Genomic DNA, 12492 nt, shown 5'->3' with positions numbered 1-12492 from the left:
ATATGGGACTTACAAAAACAGAAATATTCACAGACGAGCAAAATCAGCTGGCACAATTGTTAAAAGCAATGGCACATCCGGCTCGTATAGCTATTCTACAAAGAATCTTAAAATCAAATACTTGCATTTGTGGTGATCTGGTTGAAGAACTGGGTTTAGCACAGGCTACAATTTCTCAGCATTTGAAAGAACTTAAAAACGCAGGAATCATTCGGGGTACAATTGAAGGTGTTAGCGTATGCTATTGCATCAACCCTATCGTATGGAAACAATTAGAACTACAATTAGGTGCTTTTCTAGGTTCATACAAAGGCGGACCTAACTGCTGTTAACCTTTTTTTACCCTTATCAATCGTTAAATTGCAATATATAAATACAACAGATTAATTCCAGATGAAAAAAGTATTGGTATTATGTACCGGCAATAGTTGCCGCAGTCAATTAGCTGAAGGTTTTCTAAGACAATTTGCAGGCAATCAGGCCGAAATTTACAGTGCGGGAATTGAAACTCATGGTGTAAATCCAAAAGCAATTCAGGTCATGAGCGAGGTTGGAATAGATTTATCCACTCACTCCTCAAATCATGTTGATGAATATAGCCACATCGATTTTGATTATGTAATCACCGTTTGCGATAACGCAAAAGAAAGCTGCCCTTACTTCCCGACTCAGGCATCAAAATTTCATTATAACTTTCCTGATCCCGCAAAAGCCAAAGGAACTGACCAGGAGATTATGCAGGAATTCAGAAGAGTCCGTGACCTCATTAAAGATTACGCTTCAACATTTGTTAAAGAAAACATCAATCCCTAAAAATTACAGAAATGACTGCAAACCATTGTGCCCCAACAAATGACAGGAAGAAACTAAGTTTCTTAGACCGCTATTTAACCCTGTGGATTTTTCTAGCCATGGCTGCAGGAGTTGGAATTGGCTATTTTATCCCCTCTTGTGCTGGTTTTATCAATTCGTTTTCCAGTGGGACAACAAATATCCCCCTCGCCATTGGCCTGATCCTGATGATGTATCCACCCTTAGCGAAAGTGAAATATGAAAAAATGGGAGAAGTATTTAAAGACACCAAAGTATTAAGTATCTCTCTGATTTTGAATTGGGTTATTGGCCCCCTTCTCATGTTCTTTTTAGCGATTACTTTTTTAAGAGATTATCCTGAATATATGATCGGATTGATCCTGATTGGTCTGGCCAGGTGTATTGCCATGGTGGTGGTCTGGAATGAACTGGCAGATGGAAACCGCGAATATGCAGCGGGCCTGATTGCCTTAAACAGTATTTTCCAGGTCTTGTTATACAGCGTCTTCGCTTATGTATTTATCACGGTACTCCCTCCCTATTTTGGCCTTAAAGGTTTGGAAGTCAATATCACAATTGCCGAAATCTCAAAAAGTGTCGCAATCTATCTCGGTATTCCATTTGCAATGGGCGTGATCAGCAGATATAGCCTGATCCGTTTAAAAGGAGAAGAATGGTTTCAGACTAAGTTTATCCCCATGATATCGCCCGTTACACTAATTGCGCTGCTCTTTACAATTGTCATTATGTTTAGTCTTAAGGGTAGCTTGATTGTTCAGATCCCATTTGATGTAATCCGCATTGCAATACCATTGGTCATCTACTTCACGATCATGTTCACGTTAAGCTTTTTTGCAGGTAAGTACTTCGGAGCCGACTATTCAAGAAGCACAGCAATCGCCTTTACCGCTACAGGTAATAATTTTGAGCTGGCTATTGCAGTTGCCATAGGCGTATTTGGGATTAATTCAGGTCAGGCTTTTACCGGGGTCATTGGCCCGCTGGTAGAAGTACCAGCTCTGATTGCCCTGGTCAACCTTGCCTTTTGGTTCAGAAAGAAATATTATCCTTCTGAACCAATTGCAGCAAAGCCTTAATTAAACTTCTTCTTCCAATACTGGTGCATCAGCAATTTTTTCAGTGAGCGATTCCGGCAAATAAGGTCTGCCTCCCGATGCCGGAATACAAGTTCCTGTAAAAGTTGCTTTTGTCATCACCTTTCCATTCATCATAATTGCCTGTTTAAAGTGCAATCTTGGTAAACCAGCTTTATCAGTATATAAAGTACAAGTCACCGAAAAATTATCACCTTTTTTAAGTGATCTTAAAAAGCTGATTTTATAACCAGATAATACCATAAAAACTCCTTTTCCTGCTTGTTCCTCGAAATCGAACCCCAGTACTTCTCTAATATAATCATGGCGGCAATACTCCATATAAAACGGATAGTATAAGCCATCCATTATTTCCTGAACATCTATATGTTCATCCTTTACAGTGTAGGTTTTAGTAAATTCCATTTGGTGTTTTTATGTGCCTTTAATTGTGGCGAAATGTAATAATTTCCCTATAAAACGACCACTCATCCTGCCAATACTACCATTCATCGGCTTTGCCCTTGCAGCTGCCCAATTACCCGCCATATTCGTTCTATAATTAAATACAGAACGCTATGCAACCGCTTAAATTATCGCTCCTTTTCCTTTTTTCTTTTACCCTGGCCAAAGCACAGACTAAAATATCTGGTGTGCTCAAAACCACTAAGGGAATAACCGTAGCCAATGCCAATATCAGTTTAAAAAACAGTTACGATGGTGCTTCTACAGATAGTACAGGAAGATTCGCTTTTACAACGACCACATCAGGCCCTGCAACATTAATATATTCAGCTTTGAACTTTGAAAAAGATTCTATCCAGCTCAATCTCGGCCAGGGAAACTTAATCCTTAACCTGAGCATCAAGGAAGCTATAAATCAATTACAAACGGTAAGCATCAGTGCTGGTTCTTTCATCGCCGGTGACGGAAAGAAAGGCGCAATACTAAGCTCACTGGACATTGCAACCATAGCCGGTTCACGTGCCGACATATTTGCAGCCCTGCAAACCTTACCGGGTGCACAAACCTCTTTTTCAGAAAGCGGATTATTTGTCAGAGGTGGTACAGCCTCAGAAACCAAGACTTATTTTGATGGAATGCTGGTTAAAAGCCCTTTCAATGCAACCGTTCCAGATCAGGCATCCAGAGGCCGCTTATCTGCATTTTTATTTAAAGGCACTTCTTTTTCTGCTGGCGGATATTCTGCACAATACGGCCAGGCGCTATCTTCAGCATTGGTTTTAGAAAGCACTGATCTCCCTGAAAAAACCACCACAGGCATCTCCTTACTCTCAGTTGGCGGTGGCGTTGATCAAAACATCAGGTTCAAGAATAGCGCAATTACCATAGGGGGTTATTATTATAACTTATCTCCCGCTTATAGTCTCATTAAACAGCAGCATAATTATATCAAAGCACCGGAACAGTTAGGAGGCAACTTTCAGTACAAGCTAAAAACATCCTCAACTGGTATGTTTAAAATCTATGCTTCCTACAGCAGAACGAATCTCGCCCTGTACAGCGCCAACATCGATACACCGGCAACACCAAATTACTTCAGCAATCACAATTTTAATATTTATCTCAATTCTACTTATAAAGAATATTTTGGAAACAGCTGGAAGCTGGAAACGGGCATCGCTTATACTAAAGACAAAGATTCAGGTTTGATGACTGTTAACGACTATAGCCGTCAGGATCATTTGCTGGAAGGGAAAGCGACAGTAACCAAATCCTTTGGACAACTCTCTAATTTCAAATTCGGTGCAGAGACATTCCATACCGGCAGGCTGGAAAGTTTAAATGGATTAGCCAGAGCATATAATGATCAGATCAGCTCAGGATTTGCAGAAACAGACCTATTTTTAACCCAGAAAATTGTTGTTCGCCTGGGTCTGAGAGGTGAATATTCGTCCTACCTCAAAAAGTATAACCTGGCGCCAAGATCATCTTTGGGTTTCAAAACCAGTGCACACGCACAGCTATCCTTTGCTTATGGACGCTTTTACCAAAACCCAGAAGATGAATATCTGATTATCAAACCAACAGACTTTGAACACGCGGATCATTATATCCTTAAATATGAAATCAATACACCAGACCGGAACTTCAGAATCGAAGGCTATTATAAAGACTATAACCGGCTAACTAAAATCAACAATGGTGATCCAAACAATTCAGGCAGCGGTTATGCCAAAGGTTTCGAGCTGTTCTGGAGAGATAAAAAGAGTATCAAAAATGCAGATTACTGGCTATCCTATTCCTTCCTGGACACCAAAAGAGATTTCAGGGATTTTCCAATGATGGCCACTCCTTCCTTCGCAGCTAAACATACCATTTCTGTAGTCTACAAACACTTCATTGAATCCTTACACACCCAATTTGGGGGAACTTATACCTTCGCCTCAGGCAGACCTTATGTTAACCCAAATAATCCGGTTTACCTGGCCGACAAGACACAGAACTTCAATACGCTTAGCTTAAATGTCAGTTACTTAACGCACGTTTTAAAGCAATTTTCAGTCTTGTACCTGAACATCAATAATGTACCAGGATTCAACCAGGTTTATGGCTATCAATATAGTGCCAACGGACTCAACAGACAAGCTGTTGTACCTGCAGCAAAAAGAGATTTTTTGATAGGTATACTGATCACTATCGGTGATAACACCTTTGTAAGATAAATGAATTACTCAAATTCAGATAAACGAATTACACAAATAAAACATCTATAAATTTTAACCCTACATCAAAACAAATCATCATGAAAACTTTAATGCAATCAATCACCTTACTTTTTGTCCTGATTAGCTTAAATAGCCTTGCACAAAATGCCGATCCTAAATTTACAAAAGCTATAAAAAGTGGTTTAGAACTAATTGCTAATGCTAAAGGAGCCGAAGATTACCTCAAAGCCGAAAACCAATTTGAACGCATTGCTGCAGTAGAAACTAAAGAATGGCTTCCTTCTTATTATGCTGCCTATTGCCACCTTTATGCGGGATACATGACAGCAGATAAAGAATTGAAAGATCAATACTGGGATAAAGCGCTGCTGGAAATTGACAAAGCTGATGCCCTATCCGCAAATAACAGTGAAATTTATGCCTTAAGAGGTGCACTTCAATTTATGAAAATGTCTGTTGATCCGCGAGCAAGAATGTACCTGATGGGTGAGTCTGCTGAATCACTGCAAAAAGCAGCAACACTTAATCCAGAAAACCCACGTACCGATTTGATCAGAGGTCAGGACATCTTTTACACACCCGAAGCTTTCGGTGGTGGAAAAGCAAAAGCTAAATCACTTTTAGAATCAGCAGTAGCAAAATTTGCTATATTTAAGCCCGCAAATACTATAGATCCCAACTGGGGAGCAGAATCTGCCAAAACATTATTAGCGCAATGTAAATAAGATGAAAATATCAGATAACTGCGATCAGGATCAGCACCAGGAAAAAAGTCTGAACAATTTCAGCTCGATAAGCTGGCTGAGGTTAAACCTTTATAATATCCCCGTTGGAATTGGGGTAGGCATTGCACTTTGCTTACTGATCAGCGCATTCAAAGGGCAATGGATTAGCACAAGAAGCCTTATTTACCAGGTTTTATTTAGTACGGTCATTGCTTTTTGCATCGTCAATACCATATTCGTTTCTCAGAAGATCATGAAAATCAGCAGTGGAAAAGGATGGCTGTTCCTGATTGTATATTATCTGTCCAGTATTCTGGGGATGCTGATCGCTATAGAAATGATATACCTGATTCAAGCATGGCTCTTTCATCAAGAGTATCATTTCTTACACCTGGAAGATGCCCGGTTCAGTATTGTTGTAGTTGTTATTGTCTGCACGGTTATTAAAATCTACACTTCGCAAAAAAGAAATATGAATGCGAAACTAAGAGAGAAAAATATGAATCTCCTAAAGCTGAATCAAATGAAAACCGAGGCAGAGCTGGCCACACTTCAATCTAAAATTAATCCTCATTTTTTATATAACTCTCTGAATGCGATTGCCAGTTTAATACATGAAAACCCTGATCAGGCGGAGCGCATGACTATCCAGCTTTCTAAATTATTCAGATACAGTATCAATCAAAATCAGGAAAGCCTGGTTACTGTTCAGGAAGAGATGGAGATTGTAAGTACTTATCTTGATATTGAAAGGGTAAGATTTGGTGACCGGATTGACTTTATAATTGCAGTTGATGAAGCACTATCAAACGATAAAATCCCCCGGTTTCTGATTCAGCCGCTGGTAGAAAATGCGCTGAAGCATGGACTGAAAAATGTAGCTGACCATGCCCTTTTACGTGTTGAAATACAAAAAACAGATAAAATTACAATTGCTGTGATCGATAACGGTGTTCCTTTTCCTGAAGAACTGGAAACTGGATACGGTCTGCAAAGTACTTATGAAAAATTACAGCTGCTTTATGGTAGCGATTACGAGGTGCAAATCCTGAATCAACCCATTAAACAAATAAAAATTATCATTCCTTTTACACATGGGTAAGCACTGGACTACCATTATTATAGACGATGAAGAATTGGCAAGAAAAAGGCTTAAACGGCTTCTTGCTGTCCACGATTGTATTCATATTGTTGGAGAAGCAGCCAATGGAGCTGAAGGTTTACAACAAATAGAAAAGCTTAATCCAGACCTGGTATTTCTTGATATAGAAATGCCAGTCCTGAATGGCTTTGAAATGTTAAGCCGTCTGGCAAAATCACCGAAAGTAATCTTCACAACAGCCTACGATCAATATGCGGTAAAGGCTTTTGAAGAAGAATCTGTCGATTATTTATTAAAGCCCATTGAAGATGAAAGATTGGCAAAAGCTGTAAATAGATTGCAAACTCAGCAGCAAGAGCCTGATTACACGATACCACTGGATCTGCTGATGCGCCAGTTGAAGATAAAAAAAGAGGTTAAAACGCTGACTGTTAAAATCGGCGATAGAATTTTGTTAGTCAAAATCCAGGACCTGGTTTATATTGACGCCGAAGAAAAGTATGTCTTTTTAAATACTATAGATGGAAAAAGGAGCCTCACAGATTTTACGATCACAGCACTGGCTGAAAAACTACCTGATCAATTTGTCAGGATTAATAGAAGTACAATTATCAATTCTGATTTAATCAAAGAAATAAAAAGAGGTTTTAATGGTGCATTCTTTTTTATCATGAACGATGCTGAGTGTACCAAACTCAATTCCAGCAGAAGTTTTGGTCCCGCATTAAAAGATATTTTTGATATTTAAGAACTAATTAAAACCGGATGCAGGCATTTGCAGAAAAGTTAGGGATTTGATGGAAATTCGAACTTTTCTGCAAATTATAATTTGAAACTTGAATCGGAATTTGAGCCGAACCAAAATTTGAACTGAACCAGGATTTGAGCGCTAAAGCGGCAGGATAAACCAAAAAGTACTACCCACTCCTACTTCACTATCTGCGCCTATTTTCCCCTCGTGTTTAGCAATAATCTCCGCACATATATAAAGGCCTAAGCCTAAACCAGGTTGTCTGGAATCCTCTACCCTATAATAACGATCGAACAAATAAGGCGTCTTTTCAGCAGGAATACCAGGCCCTTTATCGGTAACTGACACTTTAACCGTATCCGTTATCTTTTCAATATTTATAGTAATCTCTTTTGAACCCGGAGCATATTTGACCGCATTCGTCAACATATTAATGATAACCTGCTCTATCCTATCCTGATCTGCGTTCACTGAAAGATCTTTATCTCCGGTAATTACAAGCTGACTTTGATCATCTCTGAATACCTCCACGGCACAACTTCCAATCAGTTCAGATAAATTAAACAAGGTCTTATGAAGCGGAATCCCTCCTTCGGCCAGCTGATTTGAATCTAATAAACTATCTATCAAACCACTAACCTTATCTACACTTTTACCAGCCAAACCGATCAGACTCTGCATCTTCTCAGAAGAATTATGTTTCATCCGGTCCAATAACTGCATAGAAGCCTTCAAAGAAGCGACCGGGGTTTTCAATTCATGACTAGCAATGCTGATAAAATCATCTTTTTGCTGCTGTAAAATTTTAAGATCATTAATATCAGTAGCTGTCCCTATCCAAAGCAAAACCACACCTTCATCATCTTTAATAGGCTGCATCCGGATCAGGTACCATTTGTAACCGCCATTTTCATCTTTTAAGCGCGTCTCATAATGCCCGCTATCTTCACTGGCCAGAATCGCTTTAAACCTTTCAATATGATTTTTGAGATCATCAGGATGCATCATCTGCCTTAAAGCCAAGCTTTGATTTTCTTCGGCACCCATTCCCGTATAACTATACCACTGCTCGTTGTAAAAATTGATTTCGCCCTCTACTGTATTGGTCCAGGCAATTTGTGGGATCGCATTTAACAGTAAACGGAAACGCTGCTCATTTTCCTGCACTTCAAGCCGCACTAAAACCATATCCGTCACTTCATATACAAACAACAATATGCCGTCTATTTTCCCTGTCGAATCAAAACGTGCCTGGTAAATAAAATTAAAATAACGTTCCTCAGCATTTCCAGTCTCTTCATTTGCAAGGGGAATAAGCATTTCACTTCCCTGGAAAGTTTCTCCGGTGGCATAAACCTCCTGCAAAATTTCCCACATCAGCAGTCCTTTGATTTCTGGTAAAGCAGCTACAAAAGTTTTTCCAAGAAGACTGCGGTTAGGAAATAATTCCTGAAAAGAAGGATTAATCAGTTCGAAAACAAATTCAGGCCCATCCAGTATACATATCCCTGCAGGGGCTTGCATTAAGAACCTTTTAAGCCGGTCCCGCTGGCTCTCTACCTCCTGTTTCTTATCTGAATGTTTATCAGCATCCAGGTTTTCCTTCTCTTCCAGTTCCTGACTCAGCTTATTCATTTTTTCCTGTGTCTGCGTTAATTCATCGCTGATCGTTTCTAACTCTTCAGCAGCAGCTTCAAGCTGTTCAGTACCTGATTCAACTTGTCCGCTGGTTGCCATTATTTCCTCTGTGAGCTGGCTTTGGGTAACAGGAATAATTTCTGCAGTCAGGTGAACGGCATGCCAGATTGTTAATAGATAATCTACCTCCTGTGCATTATTTAAGACCGGTACAATTTCTATCCGCCAGATATTCTCAGTTTCATCATTTAGCGGCGCAAGAGATATAAATTGAAAAGAAGGCAATTGCGTAACTTCTTTATTATTCTTTGATAACATCAAATTATCAACTAGTAAAGTCAATGCTTCAGCCCCCGTTAAAGATTCAAATGCTACACCTACATTAACACCTATAATATCCTGATCAAGGGTATTACTAATTATTTTATGCTGTTTATTATGCGCAATTATTACAAAATCCGTATTAACCACAAACATTGGAAGAGTGGCATAATTAAATACGGACTGAAAAAGCTGTTCATTAGAAGGAATCATTAAAGAAAGGTAGGTTTGAATTTATCAAAGATAAGCTTACTTTGACAAAAGAAGGTATAAATATATAAGGCCCTGCTATGAACGCTCTGAATTTTTCATCGCTAAAAAATAATTAATCCTTATATTCCATAACCATTCGTTGAAACTGATGGCGATAAAATCAAACAGGATGAAGGATTTCGACATTATTGTTATTGGTAAAGGATTAGTTGGATCGGCAGCCGCTAAATATCTGTCGATCACAAAGAAGAGAATTGCTGTTATAGGGCCGGATGAGCCTTCAGATTATGATAAATCCACAGTTTTTGCAAGTCATTATGATCAGGCGCGTGTACAACGCATCATCGGAAAAGATAAAGTTTGGACACGTTTAAATCTGGACTCCGTTAAACAATACCGCACCCTGCAAGAACAAAGCGGCATACATTTTCACAATCCTGTTGGCTGTTTATACGTAAATCCAGCAGGGAGAGATGAATATTTAAATAAAGCAGCTTATCTGGCCAGCCAATTCAGCCTGGATTATACAGCCTATGCCAATGGTGCAGCGCTTGCTTCAGATTTTGGTGATTACAGTTTTCCTGAAAGTTCACAGGGTCTGTTAGAACCCTCACCTTCAGGTCTGATTAATCCCAGGTTATTGCTAAAGGCACAATTATCAATTTTTGAAAAGCATAATGGAACAAATCTAAAGGAGACTGTTTTAGCTATTACCCATCATAAACGTGGATATATAGTCACCTCAGAAGAAGGTCACTCTTATCAGGCGCCTAAAATACTGCTGGCCGCCGGATCATTTGTAAATTTCCATAACCTGATCACTCAGAAGCTGGATTTACAACTAAAAAATGAAATTATCCTGTTAGCCAGACTGACACCCACACAAGCATCAGAATTAGCAAAACTCCCTTCGTTACTCTATGAAATTGACAACACCATCACCGAAGGAATATATCTGATTCAGCCCGTTCAGTACCCCGATGGCCATTATTATATAAAAATGGGCTGTAACATGCCCGAAGACATCTACTTTGATCATATTAAGCAGGTACAGGATTGGTTTAGAAAAGGAAACAGTGATCAGTTTATCAATAGATTAAAACAGGCATTAGTAAAGATATTACCAAATATTAAACCTGTTGAATACCTGACTAAACGTTGCATCATCAACCGTTCGGTGCATGGCAGACCGTATATCGGAGAAACCAATCAGCCTGGATTATATGTAGCCAGTGGCTGTAATGGTTATTCAGCGATGTGTTCTGATGCAATTGGAGGAGTAGCAGCTCATCTGATCAGTCACAGAAAACTACCTGAACATTATGGTGAAAAAGACTTTGAAATTTTCTACCGCTAGCTTCATTGCTGACGAATGCGCTAAGCACAGTTCATCGCTAAAAAAATGAACTGTGGGTGAAACTCACCTTATTTTCTTTTGAAAATTGCCTGCACCAGGATAACTATTCCAATCAGAAGACTGATCACCAATCCCGATAAAGCTAAAATTGGTATCCCATTAAATTTAGGCGGTTTATCCGCCAAAATCAGGATAGCAGAAGTGATCAATAATCCCGACAGAAAGACACTCAAACTGAGGTTGGACAGACTACGTTCCACCATTGTTTTAAGCGCAGGCAAGCCCTTCACTTCCTGTACAACCTTTAAATCTCCATTATTCAGCTTGCTAATAATGGACTGAACATCGTCGGGCATAGTTTTCAAGGCCTCCGTAAGTGTCCTTAAAAGTTTTAAACCACTCTTCTTCAATTCCTCAGGACTAAGTCTCTTCAATGCAATCTTTAATATATAGGGGCGTAAACCATCCAGAATATTCAAGTCCGGTACCAGTGCTCTGCCAATCCCTTCAATTAATACAATCCCGCGAACCAAGAGGTAAAGATGATCAGGCATCAGTATTTCATTGTTATTCAGAATCGCAGAAAACTTAGTCAGCACTTCTTTAATGTCCATTTGTTCCAGAGAAACCCCATCCAGCAAATTAAAAAACTCATGGATGTCCCTTTCCAGTTTACTTTCATCTGCCACATTGAAACGTATTGCCATTTTTTTCATGGTGGCGATTAATCTTCTGGCATCCTCTGCCATAAAATAAGAAACAAAATCTTCCAGCATCACCTTTTCTGTAGGCATCATACTGCCCATAGAACCAAAATCTATAAAAGCAATCTTACCGCTTTGCATCACCAGCAAATTTCCAGGATGTGGATCTGCATGAAAGAATCCATGTTCCAATACCTGTATCAAATAAAGATCAAGACCAGTATGCGTAATTTTCTCCGGACTCAATCCCATTGAAATGATAGCTTCTTTGTCTGTTATTTTAGCTCCTGCTATAAATTCCATGCACAAAATACTATCATTAGATAGTTCAGGATAAGCGCCCGCCAGGTAAATCGCTTCATTACCTTTAAAATTTCTGGAAAAGCGCTCAATATTAGCCAGTTCATTCAGAAAAGAAAGTTCCTGAAAAATAGACTTCTCAAATGCCTCCAATACCTCAACCAGATTAATCCTGCGGAACACCTCACTATAACTGGTCAAGAATCCGGCAATATCTTTCATAATCAACATGTCTGAGGCGACAACTTCACGTATCCCCGGACGTTTAATTTTCAGAATTACAGACTGGCCATTCTTTAATTCTGCTTTATAAACCTGTGATATAGAAGCAGAAGCAAAAGGCTCTTCCGCAATAGAGGTAAAGAACTCGTCAGGATCAATGCCCAGATCAGTTTTGAGCAATTCCCTCACATCCATCGGTCTGGATTCCACTTTATCCTGCAGCTTCTGTAATTCCACAATCATTTCTTTAGGCAACAAATCCTCTCTGCTGCTAAAAGCTTGTCCAAATTTTACATAGGTTGGCCCCAACTCTTCCAAAGCCATCCTGATGCGTTCATAAACACTCAGCGATGAATCCTTCAAACTAGCCTCACTGCTTGTATTATTTAATAGTTCCTCAAACCCATACTTCGCCAATATTTTAACGAGTGATGCCGTTCTTTTGAGTTTTCTTTTTTGATTTTCCATCATAGGTTTGTAGCCTTAACCAGATTCACAACAGGTCTGAAATAATCAGCCCCCTTGCTCCTGCATCCTTACTCAATTTTAACGCCAGAATAAA

General features: G+C 39.3%; 11 protein-coding genes. 8 read left to right on the top strand and 3 right to left on the bottom strand.

Annotation, left to right across the window (positions count from 1 at the left end; genetic code table 11):
• The first annotated feature begins 2 nt into the window (after positions 1-2).
• From AY601_RS06330 to arsB, 3 genes are all read left to right on the top strand, one after another.
• Entirely contained in the window at positions 3-332 is a 330-nt protein-coding gene (locus tag AY601_RS06330; RefSeq protein ID WP_068398063.1) for an ArsR/SmtB family transcription factor, read from the top strand.
• Between the two features lie 61 nt (positions 333-393).
• Complete coding sequence (locus tag AY601_RS06325) at positions 394-813, top strand: arsenate reductase ArsC (protein ID WP_068398060.1); 420 nt, start codon at positions 394-396, stop codon at positions 811-813.
• Positions 814-824: 11 nt separating this feature from the next.
• Positions 825-1910: an ACR3 family arsenite efflux transporter gene (arsB, locus tag AY601_RS06320; RefSeq protein WP_068398057.1), complete on the top strand. Its 1086-nt coding sequence runs from the start codon at positions 825-827 to the stop codon at positions 1908-1910.
• Here arsB and AY601_RS06315 read toward each other — a convergent pair whose 3' ends face one another.
• Positions 1911-2333, bottom strand: a complete 423-nt coding sequence (locus AY601_RS06315; RefSeq protein ID WP_068398053.1) for an acyl-CoA thioesterase — start codon at positions 2331-2333, stop codon at positions 1911-1913.
• A 152-nt stretch (positions 2334-2485) separates the two neighbouring features.
• Here AY601_RS06315 and AY601_RS06310 point away from each other — a divergent pair, with 152 nt between their 5' ends.
• The 4 genes from AY601_RS06310 (at position 2486) to AY601_RS06295 (ending at position 7172) form a co-directional block, all read left to right on the top strand.
• Positions 2486-4594 (top strand): TonB-dependent receptor, encoded by a 2109-nt coding sequence (locus AY601_RS06310; RefSeq protein WP_068398050.1) that lies wholly within the window; start codon positions 2486-2488, stop codon positions 4592-4594.
• An 80-nt stretch (positions 4595-4674) separates the two neighbouring features.
• Positions 4675-5322 (top strand): hypothetical protein, encoded by a 648-nt coding sequence (locus AY601_RS06305; RefSeq protein WP_068398047.1) that lies wholly within the window; start codon positions 4675-4677, stop codon positions 5320-5322.
• A 1-nt stretch (position 5323) separates the two neighbouring features.
• Positions 5324-6424 carry a sensor histidine kinase gene (locus AY601_RS06300; protein WP_068398045.1) on the top strand — a complete coding sequence of 367 codons (1101 nt, stop codon included), beginning with the start codon at positions 5324-5326 and terminating at the stop codon, positions 6422-6424.
• A complete protein-coding gene (locus AY601_RS06295) occupies positions 6417-7172 on the top strand; it encodes a LytR/AlgR family response regulator transcription factor (RefSeq protein WP_068398041.1) in 756 nt (251 codons plus the stop codon). The genes AY601_RS06300 and AY601_RS06295 overlap by 8 nt, the downstream gene beginning before the upstream one ends.
• A 141-nt stretch (positions 7173-7313) precedes the next feature.
• On the opposite strand, the gene AY601_RS06290 is transcribed toward AY601_RS06295, so the two are convergent.
• Positions 7314-9347 (bottom strand): PAS domain-containing sensor histidine kinase, encoded by a 2034-nt coding sequence (locus AY601_RS06290; protein WP_068398038.1) that lies wholly within the window; start codon positions 9345-9347, stop codon positions 7314-7316.
• Positions 9348-9495: 148 nt separating this feature from the next.
• Here AY601_RS06290 and AY601_RS06285 point away from each other — a divergent pair, with 148 nt between their 5' ends.
• Positions 9496-10704 carry an NAD(P)/FAD-dependent oxidoreductase gene (locus AY601_RS06285; protein WP_068398035.1) on the top strand — a complete coding sequence of 403 codons (1209 nt, stop codon included), beginning with the start codon at positions 9496-9498 and terminating at the stop codon, positions 10702-10704.
• 68 nt (positions 10705-10772) lie between these two features.
• Here AY601_RS06285 and AY601_RS06280 read toward each other — a convergent pair whose 3' ends face one another.
• Positions 10773-12401 (bottom strand): ABC1 kinase family protein, encoded by a 1629-nt coding sequence (locus tag AY601_RS06280; RefSeq protein WP_068398031.1) that lies wholly within the window; start codon positions 12399-12401, stop codon positions 10773-10775.
• Positions 12402-12492 lie beyond the last annotated feature (91 nt).

The organism is Pedobacter cryoconitis, from assembly GCF_001590605.1.
GTDB lineage: Bacteria > Bacteroidota > Bacteroidia > Sphingobacteriales > Sphingobacteriaceae > Pedobacter > Pedobacter cryoconitis_A.
The sequence above is the reverse complement of the archived record's forward strand: the minus strand, read 5'-3'. Positions and strand labels throughout refer to the sequence as shown.